The following is a 24457-nucleotide window of genomic DNA, read 5'->3' on the forward strand; positions in this document are numbered from 1 at the left end:
CAATCGCCCACTGCACACTGACCGGCTGTGGATAAATCCCGCGCCTGATGCAGTACAATCGCGACTTTTAATCGCCAACCAGCCGGCCATTCCCATGATCGAACCCAAGCGCGTCCTGCGCGCCCTCGCCGAACACTGGGCCTTACTTGAGCCACTGTGCGAACACTTCGACCAAGGCACCCTGAGCCTGAGCGAACTGCGTGCACAACTGGCCGCCCAACAACTGGACAGCACGCCTCAGGACATCACCAGCCTGCTGGACGTGTGGATTCGCCTGGACATCCTGGTGCCTGTCGCCAAGAGCCCGAACCGTTTCGAGCTCAATGCGCAGATCCACGACTTCCTCGCCTATCTTCGCAAGGAGCACCGGCTTGGCCTGTGCCTGGAAATCGAAGCCTACTTGCGCCACCTTGAGCGCCTGGCCGGTTACATCCAGGATGCCTTCGACATCCGGGATGGCCACGACCTGGCCCGGCAACTGCGCCTGCTCGACATGCGCGTGCGCGACGTGCTGAAAAAGCTCGCCAACGACGAACAGGCCCTCGCCGCCGTGGCCGATCGCGCCAAGACCAGCGACCGGCAGATCCCGTTGCGCCAGCGTTACGCCGAAGTGTTGGCGACATGGGACGAATACGTCGAACCGATGATCCAGTTGGTGAACGCCGACGGCGCCTTCGAGCAAGGCGTGCGCAAGGTGGAAAACGTGCTGTTGCGCATGCTTACCGAGCAACAGCGCCTCGGGCACCTGGTGGACGACGACATGCTGCTGCGCACCCACGCGCGCATCCTCGAAATGCAGACCAGCGCCCAACTGACCTTGCGTCATGCCCGCGAACTGCTGTTGCCGCTGCGTGAAGAAGCACGCCGGCACAACGCCGTGACCCGTGGCGCGGCGCTGGCCCTGTCGGCCATCCGCCGCAAAGGGTTGGACGCGGTGCCGCAAGCGGCCATGCCGATGTTTACCCGGCCGCAAAGCACGTTCCTGGGCAGTGCCAGCCAGGTCGAAGCCTATGTGTACGCCCTGGCGAACTTCGAGCCAAAACCGGCGCGGTTCCCCAAGGCGCACAAATCCCACAAGGGCGAAGCCCAACGCGCACCGCGCACGGTCAAGGAAATGCTCGAGCGCTGCGAAGACGCGCTGCCGATGCCCGACCTGATGACCTGGCTGCTGGAGCAAGAACCCGACGGCGCCACCGACGAATTGCTGTACTGGTTCTCGCGGCTCTCGCGCGAAAAACGCTTCAAGCGCGAACGCCTGGAGCGCCGCGATTACCACACACACGAGCACCAGGTCAGCCTGCGCTCATTCGCCCTGCTCCCGGCCACCTCTGAGGCGGCCGAGCATTCTGCGAGTACACCTAATGCATCTTGATCTATCCGAACTGTCACAGCTGGCGCCAATCTTTCGCGAGCTGTTCAAGGGTTACCACGTCAGCCGCCGCGACCCGGAGCTGTACGCACAACTGTCGAACTTCCAGGACCAGTACCGCACGCTGTTCAAGGCCCTGGGCTTTGAGCTGGTGTGCGACACCCGCGGTTTCTACTACTTCGTGCCGGACTCTGCGATTGCCAGCGCGCAGGTAAACAAAACCGCCCAGCGCCTGGCGTTGTTCACCTTCATCATCGTCGAGCATTTGGCCGACCAGGGCCGCGACCCCATCGCCGTGCTCGACGGTGGCAGCCTGGGCCGCGATGAGCTGCCATCGCTGCTGGAGAAGTACCGCGACCTGTTTATCCAGGCCGAAGTGCAGACCCAGGAAGAACTCGAAGAAAAAATCATGCGCCGCATGACCCAGCTGGGTTTTGCCAGCGAAGACAACGGCATTTACCGCTTCCTGCCGCCAATGCATCGCTTCCTCGACGTGTGCTTGTCGGTGCAGCAGGATCGCGACCTGGCCGCCAGCGTACACAGCGTGTTGCCGTTGCCGGCACCGGTGATCATCGACGAAGACAGCGATGAAAAATTGCTGAAGACCGATGACCCGCTGGACCTCAGTGACTTCGAAGAAGAAAGCGAAGAAGACGCCATGGCCCGCGCCATTGCCGAAGAACAGGAGACCGACGCATGAGCAAGGAACGCTACGGCATCCGCCGCTTCGCCCTATTGAACACCGCCGGCTACAGCCTGGGTTTGTTCCCGCTGGAAGAGCCGCTGTCGGTTTACGGCGCGAACAACCTCGGCAAATCGGCCTCGATCAACGCCTTGCAGTTCCCGATCCTGGCGCGCATGTCGGACATGAGTTTCGGCAAGTACACGCTCGAGCAATCGCGACGCTTCTACTTCGCTACGGACACCAGCTACATCCTCGTGGAGGTCTCCCTGCCCCACGGCCCGCACGTGATCGGCGTGGTCGGACGCGGCCCGGGCGGCGGTTTTGGTCACCAGTTCTTTGCCTACGCTGGCAAGCTGGACCTGGCTCACTACCAGAAAAACGACACTTGCCTGCGTCAGAAAGAGTTGTTCACCAACCTTGAGCGCGAGGGCCTGAAAGCCTATGAGTTGAAGCCGGATGAACTGCGGCGCTTGCTGGTGGGCGGCCACACGTCGATCCCGCTGGACCTGACGCTGATCCCGCTCCGCTCCACCAGCGAGCAGAGCCTGAAGACCTTTCGGGCGCTGTTTATCAACCTGCTGCACATGCGCGAAATTACCGCTGCGAAGTTGAAGCAGCTGTTCCTTGATGCCTTCGAACATAGCCTGCGTTCGGGTAGCGTGGATTACATCGCCGCGTGCGAAGAAGCCTTCCGCGACGTGCGACGCATGGAGCAGGACTACAACTCGCTGGTGGCCGCCGGTCCTCTGGTTGAAGCGCTGGCCAACGGCGTTCGGCAGCGCGAAGTCTTGCGCGGCAAACTGCATCGTCTGTCACCGTTGCTCGATTCGCTGCTGGGCACCTGGTCGGACTACGCCAGTGCGCGCAAGGAAGAGTTGACCCTCCAGGCCGAGCACTACCGCAACGAGCAGGACGCGCTGCAGAACGACCAGCGTGGCGGCACCCAGGAGCTGATGCGCCTGGAGCGGGAAATCAGCGGTATCCAGCGTTGGCTGGGCGAGTTGTCGGTGCTCAAGCATCGCTTTGCCCTGGTGGATGACGTCAAGGTGCTGGAGCAGCAATTGCTGGCGGCCAAGGATGCCCACGATGAATTGGCGGGCGCCCTGGCGCAATCGCGGCAGTTCAGCGCCGAGGACCTGGACGAGCGTTTGCGCGACCTGGAAAAACGCTTGAAGTCGGTCAAGCAGCAGCTTGATCACGCCGACAACAACAGTTACGCCAAACTGCGCGAAGAATTCTCACAGCAGGATGTCGAGCGTCTGATGCGCCTGTTCAACAGCTCGCTGTTCAGCCTGCCGTTGGGCGAGCATGGCATCACGCTGGACGAAGACGGCCAGTGGGTTAAATCACTGGAGCAGATCCTCGATGGCTTCAAGGGCGAGCGTTTCGAAGTGCCGGGGCTGTCCATCGACATCTCCCACATCGAGCCGCCGGCCTTGCAGGCCCTGGCGGATCGCGCGGCCTTGCGCGACCAGAAGGAGCGCCTGGAAAAAGAACTCAAGCAACTCAAGACTCAACAGGCTGTAGCGTCTGACCGCGCCGCGAGCAAGACCCAGTCCGAAGCGTTGTACCAGCAAGTGCTGGACGCGCAAAAGGCCCTGGAAGACTTCCGCCGCGCGCAGACCCTGAGTGCAGAAGAAGGCGAGAAGCTGGAAAACCTGGCGCAGATGGAAGCGGCCCAGGACGAATTGAAGCGCTCCAGCGATGCGTTTACCGAACGTGTCCAGCAACTGTCGGCCAAGCTGCAACTGGTCGGCCGCCAGATCGGCGATATGGAAGCCAAGCAACGCACCCTGGATGACGCACTGCGCCGCCGTCAGTTGTTGCCGGCGGACTTGCCGTTCGGCACGCCGTTCATGGACCCGGTCGACGACTCCATGGACAACCTGCTGCCGTTACTCAATGACTATCAGGACAGTTGGCAGGGTTTGCTGCGCGCCGATGGCCAGATCGACGCACTGTATGCACAGGTACGCCTCAAAGGCGTGGCCAAGTTCGACAGTGAAGATGATATGGAGCGTCGCCTGCACCTGCTGATCAACGCCTATGCGCACCGCACCGATGAAGCCCTGACACTCGGCAAGGCACGCCGTGCAGCGGTCACCGATATCGCGCGGACCCTGCGCAATATCCGCAGCGACTACGACAGCCTTGAACACCAGTTGGCGTTGTTCAACCGCGAGATCAACAAGCGCCAGGTGTCCAACCTGCAGAGCTTCCGCATCGTGCTGGCGCCGAACAAGGAAGCCCTCAAACATATCGACCAGATCATCCACAGTGCCGGTCAGTATGAAGAAGGCGAGACCCTGTCGGTGTTCGACCTCAGCCAGAGCGCCGAGCAGGACAACAAGAACGAAGAGGCCAAGGAATATCTGGCTCGCCTGGTGGCGGCGAACCATAACCAGCTGGGCCTCAAGGACCTGTTCGAGCTGGCGTTCGAGATCACCAAGGTCAACGGTCAGCCGGTGATCCATACCGATATCGACGGGGCTGCCTCCAACGGCACGACCATGACCATCAAGGCGCTGACCAACATGTACTTGTTGCTGCACTTGATGGACCGCGACCAGGCGGGTCGTGTGCGTCTGCCGTATTACCTCGACGAAGCAGCGGATATCGACGAGAAGAACCAGGCGGCGCTGCTGGAAACCAGTCTGCAGCTGGGCTTTGTGCCGATCCTGGCCAGCGTGAAACCGCAAGTCTCCGCCCAGGTGGCGATCGACCTGGAAGGCGGCAGCGGGCCGAACGGGATCTACATCGATGAGGCGGACTGGAAGTACATTCGCCGTCACGACGTGGTGAAGGCGACGATGAATGTGCCGGCGGATGAGCCGGAGCTGGATGAGGTCTGATTGGTAGCACAGAAACGCAAAAAGGCCGCGATCTTATCGATCGCGGCCTTTTTTGTGGCGCTTATTTTCCGAGTGGAATCTTCGGCGCCCAGGTCAGCCATTCGTCTTCGAACTTGTCGAACAACGGGAAGGTTTGCTGCGGCCGTGCGGCGCTGCCCATACGTTCACCGTCGGGCGTGGCAAAGGCGATACCGCCGGCGACCAGGGTCTCCAGGGATTCGGTCCGCACTGTCGCACCTTTGAACAAGCCGAAGTCGAGGCCGAAACCGCTGGTGTTCCAGAAGCGGCTGCCACCGCGTACGAGCGGCGCGTACTTGGGCTCGATCAGGATGTGGATCAGCACGCGGTCAGCGGTTTGACCCAATTCGTAGCCGGTGACTTTACCCACAGTGACTTCACGATAAGTAACCGGCACACCTTCCTTCAGCGAACCACGGCGTGCAGCGCTCAGCACAAGACTCAGGCCAGCCTCTTGGTGAACGGCTTCGGGTGGCTGGTCCAGGGCGACAAAGCTCTTTTGCGGGCCGGCGTTTTTTGCCGCCGGTTGTACCTCGATGTATTGCCCGGTGACCAGGGTTTCGAGGTTGGACGTTTTCATCAGCCCCAGTTCCGGCTTGACCACCCAGAACTGACTGCCAGCGCGCGCGACGCGGTCCGCCACTTGGGTGATACGCGCACTGAGCATCACCGACTGCATGTCGGCACTCAAATCGACGCTCTCGATCTTGCCGACATCCAGGCCTTTGAAACGTATCGGCGTGCCAGGACGCAAGCCATCGGCGCGATCGACTTTAATGGTCACCAGGGTGCCGTGCTGATTGGCGGCTTCACGATCGGCGAACAGGCGAAAACGCGGGATACGCTTTTTCAGCGGCACATTCTGCTCAGGCGTTTCGAAGGCGATGCCACCGGCCATCAGGCTGGCCAGGGATTCACTTTTCACCTGGATGCCACCGGTGAGTCCACCTGTCAGCGTGACACCGCTGGCATTCCAGAAGCGTGTCGAGCCGTTGACCAGGTTTTCGTATTCCTTCTCGATATGAACGCCGATCACCAGCTGCTTGTTCTTGCGCGAGAATTGGTAACTCTGCACCGAGCCGACCTTGACCTGCTTGTAGAGGATCGGACTGCCGACGTCCAGGGAACCGAGGTTGTCGGTGAACAGAACCATGTGCAGCCCAGGGGAACGCAGGTCCAAAGGCGGCGCCTTGGCACGGGCCACGTACTCACGTTGCGGCGGGGTGCCTTTGTCACCCGGGCGAATGGCGATGTAGTTACCTTTGACCAAGGCTTCAAGCCCGGTGATCCCGGCCAGCGAGATAGACGGCTTGACCACCCAGAATTGGGTGTCCTGTACCAGGTAATCTTCGGCCAGGGGGTCGAGGGTCAGTTCAGCGTTAGCACTGGAAAGGTCGGGGTTGATTTTCAGGGTTTTCAGGCTGCCGACCTGAATACCTTTGTACATCACCGGCGTACGCCCGGCCTGCAGGCCTTCGAAGTCGGTGAGTTTGACCTTGACCTTGATACCGGCGGCGGCAGCGTCGAAATCCTCGTATAGACGGAAGGGCAGGCTCGGATCGGTCGGCGGGCTGTCCTTACGGTTCTCTGGTGTTGCGAAAGCGATACCGCCGGCGACGATGCTGGAGAGGGATTCGCTACGCACCTTTACGCCGGAGAGGTTGGCGTCGATGCTGATGCCGCTGGCGTTCCAGAAACGCGTATGTTTGCGCACCAGGTTGGCGTAGGTCGGTTCGATGTAGACCTTGATCTCAACGGTGCTCTGGTCTTCAGACAGCAGGTAGCTTTTGACCTGGCCGACCTGGATCTGTTTGTAGAACACTGGGCTGCCACGGTTGAGCGAGCCGAGGCGATCGGCCTTGACGGTCAGGTGAAGACCGGGCTTGGCGTCGGATAATGGCGGCTCTTCGGAGAGCGCTTTGAATTTACGCGTGGGCTCACCGTCGCCAGGGCTGGCGGCGATGTAGTTGCCTGAGACCAGGGTTTCCAGGCCCGTGATGCCCGCGAGGCTGACGCTGGGTTTGACCAGCCAGAAGCGAGTGTTGGTCTTGAGGTATTGTTCGACGTCCTTGTTCATCTCGATGGTGGCAATCACCCCGCGATTGTTGCCCTCGTCGTCCAGGGCCAGGGTCTTGACCTTACCCACGGTCATGCCTTTGTAGACCACTTCGGTCTTGTTGACCTGGATGCCCTCGCCGCTTTCAAAGCGCACCTGGATCTCGATGCCTTGCTGTGAATAGGCACGCCAGCCCAGCCAGCCACCGATGATCAGGGCAATCAGGGGCAATACCCAAATGGCCGACCAGTTGGAGGCTGGGCGGGTTTTAGCTTTAGGCAAATCACTCATGGTCGTCGTCCGACTCCGTGTTATCCCAAATCAGTCGGGGATCAAAAGTTACTGCGGCAAGCATCGTCAAGATCACCACACTGGCGAACGCTGCTGCGCCGAGGTTGGCCTCGACACTGGCAAGTCGTCCAAAGTTTACGACCGCGACCAGAATGGCGATCACGAAGATATCCAGCATGGACCAGCGGCCAATGAATTCGATAAAGCGGTACATCACGATGCGTTGTCGCGCGGACAATGGTTGGTGACGCTGCACCGAGAACAGTAACAGGCCAATACCGACCAGCTTGAAGGTCGGCACCAGGATACTGGCGATGAACACTACGGCAGCGATGGGGAACATCCCGTGCTGCACCAGTTGGATCACACCCGCCATGATGGTACTGGGATCGCCCTGACCAAGGGAGTTGATGGTCATAATCGGTAACAGGTTGGCAGGGATATACAAAATCGCTGCAGTGATTAGCAGTGCCCAGGTTCGTGCGAGGCTGTTGGGACGACGCGCATGGATCAACGCACCGCAACGGGTGCAGATTTGCTCATCGGTGTCCCGCTCTTGCTTGTTCAACTCGTGGCATTCAGTACACGTCAGAATGCCCGCATCAATCGCCCGCATGATCATCCTCTCCTGACAACGCCTGCCAGATCTGGTGGGGCGACATCACCACCTCAAGCAGTACCTGAACCATTAATAAACTGATGAAACAGACCAGACCCAGGCCAACCGTGATGGAGGCCATGTCCGCGAGCTTTACGATCGCGACCAGCACCCCCATCAGGTAGACCTCCAACATCCCCCAATCTTTCATGTGATGGTAGATGCGGTACAGCAACAGCCCATAGCTGCGGCCGATCTTCCAACGGATGCTGAGTAACACCGCCAGTTGGCAGAGTAACTTGAGCAAGGGAATGCCCATGCTGCACAGGAACACCACGGAGGCGACGCCTTGCATGCCGGTATCGAATAACGCGACGACGCCGCTCCAGACGGTGTCTTCCGAGGACTGCCCGAGTAGATTGAGCTGCATGATGGGCAAAAAGTTCGCGGGGACGTACAGCAACAGCGCGGCGAGCACCAAGGCGAGGCTGCGCTCAACAACATTGTGGCGGTGAGCGTACAGCTCGTAACCGCAACGCGGGCATTGGGCTTTTTCGCCTAGGGCGAGAGCTGGCTTGCGCATCAGCAAGTCGCACTCATGGCATGCCACCAAGTCGTCCAGAGGTAAATCCGACACCTCGAGGGCATCAACCGGATCGGGCATAGATAGGGCTCAGACTCTAAAAAAGGTAAGGTGCCTATTCTAGTGGTCTGGTTCAGAAATAACTGTGCAAATTTGTCGAGGGATTGGTGGTGATATGAGGATCAAGAGCGGGTGTTTCAGGAGGGAGCGCGGTATCGGATTTTTGGGCTTTCGCGGGGTATCAGGGAGTACGCGTTATCGTTAACGCCCATCGCGAGCAAGCTCAGCTCCTACAGGACCGCCCAAAACAAAACCCCTGTTTGCGTTAGCAAACAGGGGTTCTGGAATTTAATCTTGACGATGACCTACTCTCACATGGGGAAACCCCACACTACCATCGGCGATGCATCGTTTCACTGCTGAGTTCGGGATGGGATCAGGTGGTTCCAATGCTCTATGGTCGTCAAGAAATTCGGGTACTGAGTCGTGGCCAGCTGGCCTCGCTTCAGCAAATTGGGTATGTGATAGCTTCGGTGTTTTGTGAGTATCTCGAACTTTCGGTTCGTTTCGTCTTCACACACCGCAATCTGATGCTTCTACTTGTTTCCAAGTCAGGAGTAATCAAATTGCTTGGGTGTTATATGGTCAAGCCTCACGGGCAATTAGTATTGGTTAGCTCAACGCCTCACAGCGCTTACACACCCAACCTATCAACGTCGTAGTCTTCGACGGCCCTTCAGGGGACTCAAGGTCCCAGTGAGATCTCATCTTGAGGCTAGTTTCCCGCTTAGATGCTTTCAGCGGTTATCTATTCCGAACATAGCTACCCGGCAATGCCACTGGCGTGACAACCGGAACACCAGAGGTTCGTCCACTCCGGTCCTCTCGTACTAGGAGCAGCCCCTCTCAAATCTCAAACGTCCACGGCAGATAGGGACCGAACTGTCTCACGACGTTCTAAACCCAGCTCGCGTACCACTTTAAATGGCGAACAGCCATACCCTTGGGACCGGCTTCAGCCCCAGGATGTGATGAGCCGACATCGAGGTGCCAAACACCGCCGTCGATATGAACTCTTGGGCGGTATCAGCCTGTTATCCCCGGAGTACCTTTTATCCGTTGAGCGATGGCCCTTCCATACAGAACCACCGGATCACTAAGACCTACTTTCGTACCTGCTCGACGTGTCTGTCTCGCAGTCAAGCGCGCTTTTGCCTTTATACTCTACGACCGATTTCCGACCGGTCTGAGCGCACCTTCGTACTCCTCCGTTACTCTTTAGGAGGAGACCGCCCCAGTCAAACTACCCACCATACACTGTCCTCGATCCGGATAACGGACCTGAGTTAGAACCTCAAAGTTGCCAGGGTGGTATTTCAAGGTTGGCTCCACGCGAACTGGCGTCCACGCTTCAAAGCCTCCCACCTATCCTACACAAGCAAATTCAAAGTCCAGTGCAAAGCTATAGTAAAGGTTCACGGGGTCTTTCCGTCTAGCCGCGGATACACTGCATCTTCACAGCGATTTCAATTTCACTGAGTCTCGGGTGGAGACAGCGCCGCCATCGTTACGCCATTCGTGCAGGTCGGAACTTACCCGACAAGGAATTTCGCTACCTTAGGACCGTTATAGTTACGGCCGCCGTTTACCGGGGCTTCGATCAAGAGCTTCGCGTTAGCTAACCCCATCAATTAACCTTCCGGCACCGGGCAGGCGTCACACCCTATACGTCCACTTTCGTGTTTGCAGAGTGCTGTGTTTTTAATAAACAGTCGCAGCGGCCTGGTATCTTCGACCGGCATGAGCTTACGGAGCAAGTCCTTCACCCTCACCGGCGCACCTTCTCCCGAAGTTACGGTGCCATTTTGCCTAGTTCCTTCACCCGAGTTCTCTCAAGCGCCTTGGTATTCTCTACCCAACCACCTGTGTCGGTTTGGGGTACGGTTCCTGGTTACCTGAAGCTTAGAAGCTTTTCTTGGAAGCATGGCATCAACCACTTCGTTAACTAAAAGTTAACTCGTCATCAGCTCTCGGCCTTAGAATCCCGGATTTACCTAAGATTCCAGCCTACCACCTTAAACTTGGACAACCAACGCCAAGCTGGCCTAGCCTTCTCCGTCCCTCCATCGCAATAACCAGAAGTACAGGAATATTAACCTGTTTTCCATCGACTACGCTTTTCAGCCTCGCCTTAGGGACCGACTAACCCTGCGTCGATTAACGTTGCGCAGGAAACCTTGGTCTTTCGGCGTGGGTGTTTTTCACACCCATTATCGTTACTCATGTCAGCATTCGCACTTCTGATACCTCCAGCAAGCTTCTCAACTCACCTTCACAGGCTTACAGAACGCTCCTCTACCGCATCACTTACGTGATACCCGTAGCTTCGGTGTATGGTTTGAGCCCCGTTACATCTTCCGCGCAGGCCGACTCGACTAGTGAGCTATTACGCTTTCTTTAAAGGGTGGCTGCTTCTAAGCCAACCTCCTAGCTGTCTAAGCCTTCCCACATCGTTTCCCACTTAACCATAACTTTGGGACCTTAGCTGACGGTCTGGGTTGTTTCCCTTTTCACGACGGACGTTAGCACCCGCCGTGTGTCTCCCATGCTCGGCACTTGTAGGTATTCGGAGTTTGCATCGGTTTGGTAAGTCGGGATGACCCCCTAGCCGAAACAGTGCTCTACCCCCTACAGTGATACATGAGGCGCTACCTAAATAGCTTTCGAGGAGAACCAGCTATCTCCGAGCTTGATTAGCCTTTCACTCCGATCCACAGGTCATCCGCTAACTTTTCAACGGTAGTCGGTTCGGTCCTCCAGTTAGTGTTACCCAACCTTCAACCTGCCCATGGATAGATCGCCCGGTTTCGGGTCTATTCCCAGCGACTAGACGCCCTATTAAGACTCGCTTTCGCTACGCCTCCCCTATTCGGTTAAGCTCGCCACTGAAAATAAGTCGCTGACCCATTATACAAAAGGTACGCAGTCACCCAACAAAGTGGGCTCCCACTGCTTGTACGCATACGGTTTCAGGATCTATTTCACTCCCCTCTCCGGGGTTCTTTTCGCCTTTCCCTCACGGTACTAGTTCACTATCGGTCAGTCAGTAGTATTTAGCCTTGGAGGATGGTCCCCCCATATTCAGACAAAGTTTCTCGTGCTCCGTCCTACTCGATTTCATGACTAAGAGATTTTCGCGTACAGGGCTATCACCCACTATGGCCGCACTTTCCAGAGCGTTCCGCTAATCTCAAAGCCACTTAAGGGCTAGTCCCCGTTCGCTCGCCACTACTAAGGGAATCTCGGTTGATTTCTTTTCCTCAGGGTACTTAGATGTTTCAGTTCCCCTGGTTCGCCCCTTACACCTATGTATTCAGTGTAAGGTAACCATCTTATGATGGCTGGGTTCCCCCATTCAGACATCTCCGGATCAAAGTCTGTTTGCCGACTCCCCGAAGCTTTTCGCAGGCTACCACGTCTTTCATCGCCTCTGACTGCCAAGGCATCCACCGTATGCGCTTCTTCACTTGACCATATAACCCCAAGCAATCTGGTTATACTGTGAAGACGACATTCGCCGAAAATTCGCAATTAATCACAAATTTTACCTTAGCCTGATCCGTTACCAGTGAAAGTAACGTTCAGTCTATCTTTCTATCACATACCCAAATTTTTAAAGAACGATCTAATCAAAGACTAGAAATCAACATTCACCATCACATCGATGGAATGCTCATTTCTAAGCTCTCAAACTTCAGAAGCAGTAGTGGTGGAGCCAAACGGGATCGAACCGTTGACCTCCTGCGTGCAAGGCAGGCGCTCTCCCAGCTGAGCTATGGCCCCGTATTTCTACAGGCGTTTCCCACACAAAATTGGTGGGTCTGGGCAGATTCGAACTGCCGACCTCACCCTTATCAGGGGTGCGCTCTAACCAACTGAGCTACAGACCCAATTTCGGGCTGCTTCTTATCGTCTTCTTCAATGAATCAAGCAATTCGTGTGGGAACTTATGGAGCAGCTGATGTCGTCGATTAAGGAGGTGATCCAGCCGCAGGTTCCCCTACGGCTACCTTGTTACGACTTCACCCCAGTCATGAATCACACCGTGGTAACCGTCCTCCCGAAGGTTAGACTAGCTACTTCTGGTGCAACCCACTCCCATGGTGTGACGGGCGGTGTGTACAAGGCCCGGGAACGTATTCACCGCGACATTCTGATTCGCGATTACTAGCGATTCCGACTTCACGCAGTCGAGTTGCAGACTGCGATCCGGACTACGATCGGTTTTCTGGGATTAGCTCCACCTCGCGGCTTGGCAACCCTCTGTACCGACCATTGTAGCACGTGTGTAGCCCAGGCCGTAAGGGCCATGATGACTTGACGTCATCCCCACCTTCCTCCGGTTTGTCACCGGCAGTCTCCTTAGAGTGCCCACCATTACGTGCTGGTAACTAAGGACAAGGGTTGCGCTCGTTACGGGACTTAACCCAACATCTCACGACACGAGCTGACGACAGCCATGCAGCACCTGTCTCAATGTTCCCGAAGGCACCAATCTATCTCTAGAAAGTTCATTGGATGTCAAGGCCTGGTAAGGTTCTTCGCGTTGCTTCGAATTAAACCACATGCTCCACCGCTTGTGCGGGCCCCCGTCAATTCATTTGAGTTTTAACCTTGCGGCCGTACTCCCCAGGCGGTCAACTTAATGCGTTAGCTGCGCCACTAAGAGCTCAAGGCTCCCAACGGCTAGTTGACATCGTTTACGGCGTGGACTACCAGGGTATCTAATCCTGTTTGCTCCCCACGCTTTCGCACCTCAGTGTCAGTATCAGTCCAGGTGGTCGCCTTCGCCACTGGTGTTCCTTCCTATATCTACGCATTTCACCGCTACACAGGAAATTCCACCACCCTCTACCATACTCTAGTCAGTCAGTTTTGAATGCAGTTCCCAGGTTGAGCCCGGGGATTTCACATCCAACTTAACTAACCACCTACGCGCGCTTTACGCCCAGTAATTCCGATTAACGCTTGCACCCTCTGTATTACCGCGGCTGCTGGCACAGAGTTAGCCGGTGCTTATTCTGTCGGTAACGTCAAAACAATCACGTATTAGGTAACTGCCCTTCCTCCCAACTTAAAGTGCTTTACAATCCGAAGACCTTCTTCACACACGCGGCATGGCTGGATCAGGCTTTCGCCCATTGTCCAATATTCCCCACTGCTGCCTCCCGTAGGAGTCTGGACCGTGTCTCAGTTCCAGTGTGACTGATCATCCTCTCAGACCAGTTACGGATCGTAGCCTTGGTGAGCCATTACCTCACCAACTAGCTAATCCGACCTAGGCTCATCTGATAGCGCAAGGCCCGAAGGTCCCCTGCTTTCTCCCGTAGGACGTATGCGGTATTAGCGTCCGTTTCCGAACGTTATCCCCCACTACCAGGCAGATTCCTAGGCATTACTCACCCGTCCGCCGCTCTCAAGAGAAGCAAGCTTCTCTCTACCGCTCGACTTGCATGTGTTAGGCCTGCCGCCAGCGTTCAATCTGAGCCATGATCAAACTCTTCAGTTCAAACATCTTTGGGTTTTTAAGAAACCCTAAACTTGGCTCAGCAATCGTTGGTTACATCTTTGATTTCTCGCGGAGTAACTTGTGATGCTGATAATCTTGTTGACTATCAGTCTGACTCCACAAGCACCCACACGAATTGCTTGATTCAGTTGTTAAAGAGCGGTTGGTTAAGATCTTTCGTCTCAACCGAGGCGCGCATTCTACAGCAGCCTCATTTGCTGTCAAGTGATTATTTTCAGAAGCTTTCGAAGAATTCTTCAACAACTTCAACCACTTGCGCTTCCGATCTCTCGTTAGCGGGAGGCGAATTCTACAGCGTTACACGCTGCTGTCAACACCTCTTTTTCTCCGCTTTCGACCGAGAGGATCGAAACGTTAATAGAGCCAAACTACACCGCTCTATCAACTCCTTCTGGGCTTCGATGAACTGAAGCAACCCGCTGTCGAATCCCGCATAACTCTTTGTTTACCAAGGAGTTTTCCGTTTCGACTGCGCCGGAAGTGGGGCGAATTATAGACTTTCAGAATCTGCCGTCAAGCCTTAATTACGCTTTTGTTGCAGAAGGCGCTTTTTTAGCAATAAGGCGGGGGATTCGACGCATCACCGGCGGTATTCGCAGGACCAAAAGCAGCGCCCCTATAGAAGCATAGATAGCCCACTCTTTCAGATCAGCCCGCGCAATCCAAAGCATGTGCAACAAACCGAGCCCAAGAATCACATAAACCAGGCGATGCAGCTTCTTCCAACGCGTACCCAGTCGACGCTGGCTATAGCGGTTGGACGTCACCGCCAACACCAACAAGCACAGGAAACCCAGCGCACCCACAATAATGTAGGGCCGCTTGCGCAACTCTACTCCCAACTGCGACCAGTCCAGCCCAAGGACAAACACACAATAAGCCGACAGATGCAGCACCACATAAGCAAAGCACCACAGACCCAGCTGCCGGCGCACCGCTATCCACCCTGCCCAACCGCTTAACTTTTGCAGTGGCGTCATCCCCAGGGTGACCAACAACAGGACCAGCGTGCCCAACCCCAAACGGTCGACAAGCACCTTGCCAGGATCAGGCCCCAAGGCAGAGCCCCAAGCCTCATACAGCCAATACAACGGCCACACCGCCGCCGCTATAAATACGCCGATGCGCCAGATTGGGTAGCGCATCAATAATTCTTCCTAAGATCGAGGCCGGTATATAAAGAGGCAACCTCATCCGAGTAGCCGTTGAACATCTGCGTCTCACGCACATTCGGGCTGAACAACCCACTCGGCAGACGACGCTCTCGCGCCTGAGTCCACCGAGGATGATCGACCGTCGGGTTCACATTCGCATAGAACCCATACTCATCCGCCGCAATACTCTGCCAGGTGGTCTTCGGCTGCTCGCTCACAAGACTGATCCGCACGATGGACTTCACGCTCTTGAACCCATACTTCCACGGCACTACCAGACGCAGCGGCGCACCATTCTGATTTGGCAATTCCCGGCCATACATGCCCACGGCCAAGATGGCCAAAGGGTTCATCGCCTCATCCAGACGCAATCCTTCTATATAAGGCCAGTCGATCAAACCGAAGCTGGAGCGCTGGCCCGGCATGCTCTTGGGATCCTGGAGGGTTTCAAAACGGATGTACTTGGCCTTCGAGGTCGGCTCAACCTGTTTGAGCAAGGCAGAGATGGGGAAGCCGATCCAAGGAATGACCATCGACCACGCCTCGACGCAGCGCAGGCGATAGATCCGCTCTTCCAACTGATATGGCTGCATGAAGTCTTCCAGAGCGTAACGCCCTGGCTTCGCGACCTCACCATCAATCACCACACTCCAGGGCTCGGTCTTGAGTGACCCCGCATTTTTCGCCGGGTCGCCCTTATCCGTACCGAACTCATAGAAGTTGTTGTAGTGGGTCGCATCCTTGAACGGGGTGATGGCCTCGTCCTTTACCGTCACCGCCTGCCATTGCGTACCTGGCAGCTTCTTGGAAAACCAACCAGGGGCATTACCCGGCTCGACATCCGCATAGCGCGCAGCGTCGTCTGCACTGGCCCAACGCGGCAAGCTGCTGGCAGCAATACCGGCAAGCGCACCGCCGAGCAAGCTGCGGCGAGAGAAGTAGAAGGATTCAGGGGTGACATCCGATTCGTGGCAATCGGACGCTTTAGGCAACTTGATTAACATGGCAACTCCGCAGCATTGGAGAACTGATGTACCAATAGACTGCGGAGTATGGGGGAAATTACATTAAGGCAACGTTTTGTCCCGACGCAGCTGCAGCAGATACTGAATCGGGCCGGAAGCGGCATAAACCAGGAATGCCAGCAGCAAAATACGCGGCGGATCACTGAAGACCACGGCGAATACCAGCACCACTACAAGGATTGCCACAAAAGGCACGCGGCCCTTGAGGTCCAATTCCTTGAAGCTGTTGTATTTGATGTTGCTGACCATCAGCATCCCGGCCGCTGCAACCATCAACGCCACCAGGAACGACATCTTGGACCCCTGGATGCCGTAGTCACTGAACGCCCAGACAATACCAGCCACGACACCCGCAGCAGCAGGACTGGCCAGGCCAATGAAGTAACGCTTGTCGGCAGTACCCACTTGGGTATTAAAGCGTGCGAGACGCAGCGCGGCGCCTGCAACATAGATAAAGGCAACCATCCAGCCGACCTTGCCCATATCCCCCAACGCCCAGGCAAACGCCAGCAGTGCGGGCGCCACACCAAAAGCAACCATGTCCGACAGCGAGTCATACTCGGCACCGAAGGCACTTTGAGTATTGGTCATCCGCGCCACGCGACCATCAAGGCCGTCGAGCACCATGGCCACGAAGATTGCGATGGCAGCAAAACCGAAGTACTTGCTGGCACTCACCGCATCACCTGCCGCCAGAGCGCTCTGCGCACTCATGGAGTTGATGATGGAATAGAACCCGGCAAACAGGTTCGCCGTGGTGAACAGGTTGGGCAGAAGATAGATGCCACGATGCCGGACTTTACGACCTTCAGCATCATGCCCTTCTTCGATGTGCTCATCGATCGGTAGCAGGCTTTCGGCGTCAGAGGCCTGGTTTGGCTCTTCGGGACGTTCGCTCATGGACTTTACCTTGCAACGGTGTGAAAAAATTCGACAAATACTTGCGGCGAGTGTTCGCCCGCAAACGATGCAGCTTTATACCAGAACCTGCCCTCAAACGAAAAAACGCGGCCTAAGCCGCGTTTTCTCTTGATGCGTACGACTTAGTTTTTGGCTTTGTCGACGATCTTGTTGGCACCGATCCACGGCATCATGGAGCGCAGTTGCTCACCGATGATTTCGATACCGTGAGCGGCGTTGTTACGACGCTTGGCGGTCATCGAAGGGTAGCCGGTAGCGCCTTCGCTGATAAACATTTTGGCGTATTCGCCATCCTGAATACGTTTCAGCGCGTTGCGCATAGCCTGACGGGACTCGGCGTTGATCACTTCCGGGCCAGTCACGTACTCGCCGTATTCGGCGTTGTTGGAGATCGAATAGTTCATGTTGGCGATACCGCCTTCGTACATGAGGTCAACGATCAGCTTCAGTTCGTGCAGGCATTCGAAGTAGGCCATTTCTGGCGCGTAGCCAGCTTCAACCAGGGTTTCGAAACCGGCTTTGACCAGTTCAACAGTACCGCCACACAGAACGGCTTGTTCGCCGAACAGGTCGGTTTCAGTTTCGTCCTTGAAGGTGGTTTCGATGATGCCGGTACGACCGCCACCAACGCCAGCGGCGTAGGACAGTGCAACGTTCTTGGCATTGCCCGAGGCGTCCTGGTAGATCGCGATCAGGTCAGGAATACCGCCGCCTTTGACGAACTCGGAACGCACGGTGTGGCCCGGTGCTTTCGGCGCGATCATGATCACGTCGAGGTCAGCGCGCGGCACGACCTGGTTGTAGTGAATCGCAAAACCGTGGGAGAAGGCCAGGGTGGCGCCCTTCTTGATGTTCGGCTCGATTTCGTTTTTGTACAGCGCGGACTGGAACTCGTCCGGGGTCAGGATCATGACCACGTCGGCAGCAGCAACGGCGGAAGCAACGTCAGTCACTTTCAGGCCGTGGGCTTCAGCCTTGGCAACAGTGGCCGAGCCTTTACGCAGGCCAACAGTCACGTCAACGCCGGAGTCTTTCAGGTTGCAAGCTTGCGCGTGACCCTGGGAGCCGTAGCCGATGATGGCGACTTTCTTGCCCTGGATGATCGACAGGTCACAATCTTTTTCGTAATAAACTTTCATGAGGTTCCTCTATATATCCAGGCCCTTAGGCCATTCACTAATTAGGTTAGATGCTGAGTACTTTGTCGCCACGGGCAATCCCGGTGACACCACTGCGTACCGTTTCCAGAATCGAGGCCGTTCCGATCGACTGGATGAAGCTGTCCAATTTGTCGCTTGTACCGGTCAGTTGAACGGTATAAACGCTGGCGCTCACATCGACGATCTGCCCGCGATAAATGTCGGTAGTCCGTTTGATCTCGGCACGTTGGGCACCCGTGGCCTTGACCTTAACCAGCATCAGCTCGCGCTCGATGTGGGCACTTTCCGACAGGTCGACCAGCTTGACCACTTCGATCAGCTTGTTGAGGTTCTTGGTGATCTGCTCGATCACCTCATCGTGGCCCACAGTGGTCAACGTCAGCCGCGACAGGGTCGGGTCTTCGGTCGGCGCCACGGTCAGGCTTTCGATGTTGTAGTTGCGCTGCGAAAACAGGCCGACAACACGAGACAGAGCGCCGGGTTCGTTCTCCAGAAGCAGGGAGATAATGTGCCGCATAATTAGGTCCGCTCCGTCTTGTTCAGCCACATATCGCGCATGGAGCCGTCTTTGATCTGCATCGGGTAGACGTGCTCGCTGGTGTCCACCTGAATATCGAGGAACACCAGGCGGTCCTTCATGGCGAACGCCTCTTCCATCTTCGGCTTCAGATCTTTCAAATCGGTGATGCGCATGCCGACGTGGCCATAGGCTTCAACCAATTTGACGAAATCGGGCAGCGACTCCATGTAGGAATGAGAGTGACGGCTGTTGTAGCTCATGTCTTGCCACTGACGAACCATGCCCAGCACGCCGTTGTTCAAGCAGACGATCTTCACCGGAAGGCCGTACTGCAGGCACGTCGACAGTTCCTGGATGTTCATCTGGATGCTGCCCTCACCGGTGACGCATGCGACGTCGGTGTCCGGGAAGCTCAGCTTCACACCCATGGCCGCAGGGAAACCAAAGCCCATCGTGCCCAGGCCACCGGAGTTGATCCAGCGGTTAGGTTTGTCGAACTTGTAGTATTGCGCGGCGAACATCTGGTGCTGGCCCACGTCGGAGGTCACAAAGGCGTCGCCCTTGGTCACTTCGCACAGAGTCTCGATCACGGTTTGTGGCTTGATGATGCTGCCGTCGCCCTTGTCGTAAGGGAAAAGGCCGCGGTCACCGCGCCATTCGTCGATCTGCTTCCACCAACTGGCGACGGACTCCTTGTTCGGGGTCTCGCCGATGTCCTTGAGCGCAGCGACCATTTCGGTCAACACGCTTTCGACAGGGCCCACGATCGGCACATCGGCCTTGATGGTCTTGGAGATGGACGCCGGGTCGATGTCGATGTGGATGATCTTGGCATTCGGGCAGAATTTGCTCGCGCCATTGATCACACGGTCATCGAACCGAGCGCCCACGGCCAGGATCACGTCGGCGTGGTGCATGGCCAGGTTGGCGGTATAGCTGCCATGCATGCCGAGCATGCCGACGAACTGACGGTCCGTACCCGGGAATGCGCCGAGGCCCATCAGGGTGTTGGTGACCGGCAGGTTAAGTAGCTTGGCCAACTCGGTCAGCGGTGCAGAACCGCCGCCCAGGATCACGCCGCCACCCGAGTAAAGCACTGGGCGCTTGGCCGCCAGCAACATTTCTGCCGCCTTGCGGATTTGCCCCGAGTGCCCACGAACGGCCGGGCTGTAGGAACGCAGCTTGGCTTTCTTGGGGAAGATGTATTCGAATTTCTCAGCCGGGTTGGTCATGTCTTTCGGAATATCGACCACCACAGGGCCCGGACGACCGGACTGTGCGAGGTAGAACGCCTTTTTCATGATTTCCGGGATTTCCGACGCATGCTTGATCATGAAACTGTGTTTCACGATCGGCCGGGAGATACCGATCATGTCGGTTTCCTGGAACGCATCGGTACCAACCATGGTGCTTGCGACCTGGCCAGAAATGATCACCATCGGGATGGAGTCCATATAGGCAGTCGCAATGCCGGTAATGGCATTGGTTGCGCCAGGGCCGGACGTTACCAGTACCACGCCGGCTTTACCGGTGGCACGGGCGTAACCGTCAGCCATATGGGTCGCGGCCTGTTCGTGGCGGACCAGGATGTGGGTAACAGCCGGTTCCTTGAACAGTGCGTCGTAGACATGCAGCAGAGCACCACCTGGGTACCCGTAGATATAGTCGACGCCTTCGTCACGCAAAAAGCGGACGAGCATCTCACCGCCAGATAAAAGCTCCACGTTGTTCACCTCTAAAACGCCAGAATACCGTCCGTTAAAAACCGACGGGTCTTAATAGGTTTACTTCTCAACAGAGCATGAGCGACGGTGGTCGCCGACTACGTCAGCACTGACTGAGCAAGTATTGGGATCGTCCCAAGTGTTGCGGGCTTTTCCCACCCAGCGCGAGGTAACGCGTTGCGGGTGTAACAGGTCGGCGCGGATGTGCGCCTCATGATCTGCTGAGCGGGCCTGCTTCTGGCAGTCCCGATACAGCGGACTTTGGATTCTTCTGTTTCAGGCCCTTCAAGTCAAGTAATAATTGCGCTTTTTTCCAACTAAGCGCATGAGAACGCAGAAGAAAGGGCTTTGAGGAGGGATAAAACTCGCCTGAATGTCGTCAAGCGGTAGAAATATGCGCAAGACTGCCGGAAAAACCGGCAGCCAGGCAATTAACGAGCGTCGACGATCAATTGGTCGAACTTTTTCAGCGCAGTGCGCAATCCAAGGCTTTCCAGCGGTCGATCGGCGTAAACCATCTCGGCCATTTCCATAATCCCCGACGCATTGGGCAATGACAGGTCCTGTTCGAGGATCTGCTTCATGCGCACAAGGAAGATCCACTGCAACCATTGATGGAAGTCCAGCGTGTCGACTGAAAAGGGCTCGACACTACTGAGCGCCTCAACGCTGGGGGGCACTTCGTCCCACCAGCCCTGCAGACGCAATTCGCGCTCAATCAGCAATAACTGTTCGGCAATCGCTGGAAAACGTGCATCCATCAGAGGCTGACCTTGGCTTTTTGCCGGGCCTGCGCAGCACCCGCGGCGTCGCCTTGTGCGGCTCGCGCGTCACCAATCAACCCCCACAGGCTGGCTTGCAGGTCTGGACGACCGTTGGCCAGGGTCAAGCCTCGACGGGCGAACTGTTCGGCTTGCGGCGCATCGCCCTGGGCCATGCGTACTTGTGCCAGGCGATAGAGCACTTGTGGTTCGCGAGGCGCCACACGCTGGGCACGCTCAAGGCTCGACGAGGCACCGTTCAAGTCGCCACCGGCCTGTTGTTGCTGAGCGGTGGTCAGCAAGGCCAGCACCGGGCCGTCCAGTTGCTCGTCAGCCGACAGGCCGCCTGCGCTGGAGGACGACGGAATACCGCTTGGCGTCGACGGCATGTTGTAGGTGCCTTGGTTAATCGGCGCCGTTTGAATCGGCGTAGTGTCGATCGGCCCCGAAGCGCTTGGCCCTGGAGTCCATGGCTCGGCACTGATCGGCGCGGAGGTGGCAGCACCACCGCCCGGCACCATCACCACCACACCCGAATCCTGCGGGACGGCCTGGGGTTTGGCCTGTGCAGGACGGTTCGTCACGGTCTGACGGAAGCCGCCATTGGCCGAGATCCGGTCGCTATTGGAAACGGCCGTGCTCGAATCCACCACGGGAATAGAGCCGCGCTGCACGCTGGAGCAACCGCTGAGCAAAGCCAGAGCTGTAATAGCTGGAATCCACCACTTGTTCACTTGAAACCCTCTTTGCTTAATTCATCCAGCCCTTGACCCAATCCATCACCGATTCCGCGTCAGCAGGGGCACTGCCACCGCATGCGGCACCGGGTGGTGGTTCGCTGCCGCGAATATACGGCATCTGCACCGCGCCCGGACAGTTGGCATCGGAGCCCTGGCCAGTATGCGGATCAATCCAGGCCTGCACGATATTGTCCGGTTGCGGCATATTCAGCGGCAGCGGGTCGGCCTTGCGCATGAAACTGGTCCAGACCTGCAATGCACCGGTCGCACCGGTAAACGGCGTCTTGCCATTGTCATCACGGCCCAGCCACACCACGGCCAATACATCCTGACCGAAGCCGGCGAACCAGCTGTCGCGCGAATCGTTACTGGTACCGGTCTTGCCCGCCAACGTCAGGTTCGACGGCAACGTGCTGTAGACCGAGCGCCCGGTACCTTCGCGCATTACACGCTGCATGGCGTTCTGGATCAGGTAGATGGAGCCCGCGTCGAAGCGCTGCTGAATCTGGAACGGATAGCGCTTGAGCGGCTCGCCCTCGGCCGTCAGTACGCTGCGAATCCCTCGCATCGGCGTATTGAAACCACCGTTGGCGAGTGTCTGGTACATGGTCGCGACTTCCATCGGTGTCATGGCTCCGGCCCCCAGCAGCATGGACGGGAACGCCGGGAATTCACGAGTGATACCCAGCCGCGCCAAAGTTTTCAGAACATTCGGCACGCCCACTTCAAGACCCAGACGTGAAGTCGAGATGTTGTAGGAATGCGCCAGCCCCTGGTACAGGAATACCGTACCGTGGGAACGGCGATCAAAGTTCTGCGGCGTCCACACCTGGCCATCGGCACCTTTGACCGACAGCGGGTCATCCGACAGCCAACTGGTAAGAGTGTACTTGCTCGGTTTTTCCAAGGCCGTCAGGTAGACCGCTGGCTTGACCAGCGAGCCAATCGGTCGCACGGCATCCAATGCGCGGTTGAAGCCGGCAAAACTGGCCTGGCGACTGCCGATCATAGCCTGGACCTCACCCGTTTCCGGATTGGTCACGACCATGGCCGCCTCCACTTCATCGGAGCCTTTACGGCCGGCCAGACGCTTGAAGGTGTCGTTGACCGACGCTTCGGCTTTCATCTGCAGAATCGGGTCGAAACTGGTGAAAATCCGCAGGCCCTCTTCGGTCAAGTCTTCGTCGCGGTAGTCTTCACGCAACTGGCGTTTGACCAAATCGATAAAGCCCGGGAAGGAACTGTCCGCCAGCTTGCCGCGGGTTGTCACACCCAGTGGCATTTTCTTCGCAGCGGCGATTTGCTCCGGAGTGGCAACGCCCTGCTGCTCCAGCACATCGAGCACAAGGTTACGGCGCTCCAGCGCACGCTCCGGGTTGCGACGCGGGTTGTAGTAGGACGGCCCCTTGACCATGCCAACCAACAACGCGACCTGATGCAACTTCAGCTCGGACAGCGGTTGGCCGAAGAAGAACTGGCTGGCCAAACCGAAACCGTGCACCGCGCGCTGGCCATCCTGGCCGACGAATACCTCATTGAGATACGCCTCGAGGATTTCCTGCTTGCTGTAGTGCAGCTCAAGCAGCATCGCCATCATGGCTTCGGTGAGCTTACGGGTCAGGCTGCGCTCGTTGGTCAGGTAGAAGTTCTTCACCAACTGCTGGGTCAACGTACTGCCGCCCTGGGTCATTTTTCCGCCGGAGGTGTTGACCCAGACGGCGCGGGCAATCGACTTCGGCGACACGCCCCAGTGGCTATAGAAGTCGCGGTCTTCTACGGCGACCAGGGTTTCCAGCAGGTAAGGCGGCACCTGATCAAGCTTGATCAGAATGCGATCTTCAAGGTTCTTCGGGTAAATCCCGCCGATCATCAGCGGTTCCAGGCGCACCACCGGCAGCTTTGAACCGTTGAGCGACGACAGCTCAGCCACGTAGTCGCCGGAAAAGCGCACGCGCACCGGCTGGGCTTTTTCCAGGCCTTCATAGAACTGGAAGCCGCGGGTGTTCAAGTCGACGGTATTACCGCTGACAGCCGCCGCGCCGGGGCCGTTGCTTACGGGTTCGCGGCGGTAGCCCAAGGCGTCGAGCTCGGTGAGAAAATCATCCTTGCTCAGCTTCTGGCCGGTGAACAGTTCCAGTGGGCGTGCATACACCTTGGCTGGAATGGTCCAGCGCTTGCCGGAGAATTTTTCCTGGACCACAGCGTCGAGGTACACCGCGAAGCCGGCGAGCACCACAAGGCCCACAAGGCCAAGCTTGAGCGCCCAGCCCAGCCATGGGCGCAGGCCACGGGAAGGAGGTTTTTTACGGGAACGGGGAGATCGGGTTCGAGTCATGGCGGCGGATTATACGCACTTTATTGATGATCAACATGAGCCGGGCAGCGGTTTGCACGACCGTCCGTAGCAGCC

The 24457-nt window shown here is 57.1% G+C and carries 15 protein-coding genes, 2 tRNA genes and 3 rRNA genes; 3 read left to right on the forward strand and 17 right to left on the reverse strand.

Annotated elements, in window-relative coordinates; genetic code table 11:
- Positions 1–94 precede the first annotated feature (94 nt).
- Genes mksB through mksF form a run of 3 tightly spaced genes read left to right on the forward strand, consistent with a single transcriptional unit; the run spans position 95 to position 4906 of the window.
- Positions 95–1372: an Mks condensin complex protein MksB gene (gene mksB, locus ACR52_RS12210; RefSeq protein ID WP_048724389.1), complete on the forward strand. Its 1278-nt coding sequence runs from the start codon at positions 95–97 to the stop codon at positions 1370–1372.
- A complete protein-coding gene (gene mksE / locus ACR52_RS12215; RefSeq protein ID WP_048724390.1) occupies positions 1362–2069 on the forward strand; it encodes an Mks condensin complex protein MksE in 708 nt (235 codons plus the stop codon). Before mksB ends, mksE begins: the two co-directional genes overlap by 11 nt.
- Positions 2066–4906 (forward strand): Mks condensin complex protein MksF, encoded by a 2841-nt coding sequence (gene mksF, locus ACR52_RS12220; RefSeq protein ID WP_048724392.1) that lies wholly within the window; start codon positions 2066–2068, stop codon positions 4904–4906. The genes mksE and mksF overlap by 4 nt, the downstream gene beginning before the upstream one ends.
- Before the next feature lie 61 nt (positions 4907–4967).
- Here the strand turns inward: mksF and ACR52_RS12225 are convergent, their stop codons facing one another.
- The 17 genes from ACR52_RS12225 to mrcB form a co-directional block, all read right to left on the reverse strand.
- Positions 4968–7271 carry a PqiB family protein gene (locus tag ACR52_RS12225; protein WP_048724394.1) on the reverse strand — a complete coding sequence of 768 codons (2304 nt, stop codon included), beginning with the start codon at positions 7269–7271 and terminating at the stop codon, positions 4968–4970.
- Complete coding sequence (locus ACR52_RS12230; protein ID WP_048724395.1) at positions 7264–7887, reverse strand: paraquat-inducible protein A; 624 nt, start codon at positions 7885–7887, stop codon at positions 7264–7266. Before ACR52_RS12230 ends, ACR52_RS12225 begins: the two co-directional genes overlap by 8 nt.
- Positions 7874–8533, reverse strand: coding sequence for a paraquat-inducible protein A (locus ACR52_RS12235; RefSeq protein WP_048724397.1), 660 nt, complete (start codon positions 8531–8533; stop codon positions 7874–7876). Before ACR52_RS12235 ends, ACR52_RS12230 begins: the two co-directional genes overlap by 14 nt.
- A gap of 271 nt (positions 8534–8804) precedes the next feature.
- Positions 8805–8920, reverse strand: a 5S ribosomal RNA gene (gene rrf, locus ACR52_RS12240).
- A 173-nt stretch (positions 8921–9093) separates the two neighbouring features.
- A 23S ribosomal RNA gene (locus ACR52_RS12245) occupies positions 9094–11985 on the reverse strand.
- Positions 11986–12219: 234 nt separating this feature from the next.
- Positions 12220–12295: transfer RNA gene (locus tag ACR52_RS12250), tRNA-Ala, on the reverse strand.
- Positions 12296–12325: 30 nt separating this feature from the next.
- Positions 12326–12402: transfer RNA gene (locus tag ACR52_RS12255), tRNA-Ile, on the reverse strand.
- 82 nt (positions 12403–12484) lie between these two features.
- Positions 12485–14021 (reverse strand): 16S ribosomal RNA (locus tag ACR52_RS12260).
- Together the 16S, 23S and 5S rRNA genes with 2 tRNA genes alongside form the textbook arrangement of a ribosomal RNA operon.
- 545 nt (positions 14022–14566) lie before the next feature.
- Complete coding sequence (gene msrQ / locus ACR52_RS12265; RefSeq protein ID WP_048724399.1) at positions 14567–15187, reverse strand: protein-methionine-sulfoxide reductase heme-binding subunit MsrQ; 621 nt, start codon at positions 15185–15187, stop codon at positions 14567–14569.
- A complete protein-coding gene (gene msrP, locus ACR52_RS12270; RefSeq protein ID WP_048724401.1) occupies positions 15187–16200 on the reverse strand; it encodes a protein-methionine-sulfoxide reductase catalytic subunit MsrP in 1014 nt (337 codons plus the stop codon). The genes msrQ and msrP overlap by 1 nt, the downstream gene beginning before the upstream one ends.
- Before the next feature lie 63 nt (positions 16201–16263).
- Positions 16264–17121, reverse strand: a complete 858-nt coding sequence (gene pssA, locus ACR52_RS12275; RefSeq protein ID WP_048724405.1) for a CDP-diacylglycerol--serine O-phosphatidyltransferase — start codon at positions 17119–17121, stop codon at positions 16264–16266.
- A gap of 143 nt (positions 17122–17264) precedes the next feature.
- Positions 17265–18281 carry a ketol-acid reductoisomerase gene (ilvC, locus tag ACR52_RS12280; protein WP_048724408.1) on the reverse strand — a complete coding sequence of 339 codons (1017 nt, stop codon included), beginning with the start codon at positions 18279–18281 and terminating at the stop codon, positions 17265–17267.
- 46 nt (positions 18282–18327) lie between these two features.
- A complete protein-coding gene (gene ilvN / locus ACR52_RS12285) occupies positions 18328–18819 on the reverse strand; it encodes an acetolactate synthase small subunit (protein ID WP_003176102.1) in 492 nt (163 codons plus the stop codon).
- Between the two features lie 2 nt (positions 18820–18821).
- On the reverse strand, positions 18822–20546 hold the full coding sequence (locus ACR52_RS12290; RefSeq protein ID WP_048724937.1) for an acetolactate synthase 3 large subunit: 1725 nt from the start codon (positions 20544–20546) through the stop codon (positions 18822–18824).
- A gap of 431 nt (positions 20547–20977) precedes the next feature.
- Positions 20978–21307 carry a YqcC family protein gene (locus ACR52_RS12295; RefSeq protein ID WP_048724418.1) on the reverse strand — a complete coding sequence of 110 codons (330 nt, stop codon included), beginning with the start codon at positions 21305–21307 and terminating at the stop codon, positions 20978–20980.
- Positions 21307–22041, reverse strand: coding sequence for a tetratricopeptide repeat protein (locus tag ACR52_RS12300; RefSeq protein WP_048724420.1), 735 nt, complete (start codon positions 22039–22041; stop codon positions 21307–21309). Before ACR52_RS12300 ends, ACR52_RS12295 begins: the two co-directional genes overlap by 1 nt.
- A gap of 16 nt (positions 22042–22057) precedes the next feature.
- Positions 22058–24382, reverse strand: coding sequence for a penicillin-binding protein 1B (gene mrcB / locus ACR52_RS12305; RefSeq protein ID WP_048724421.1), 2325 nt, complete (start codon positions 24380–24382; stop codon positions 22058–22060).
- Between the last annotated feature and the right edge of the window lie 75 nt (positions 24383–24457).

It is taken from the genome of Pseudomonas fildesensis (assembly GCF_001050345.1).
In the GTDB taxonomy this organism is placed as follows: Bacteria; Pseudomonadota; Gammaproteobacteria; order Pseudomonadales; family Pseudomonadaceae; genus Aquipseudomonas; species Aquipseudomonas fildesensis.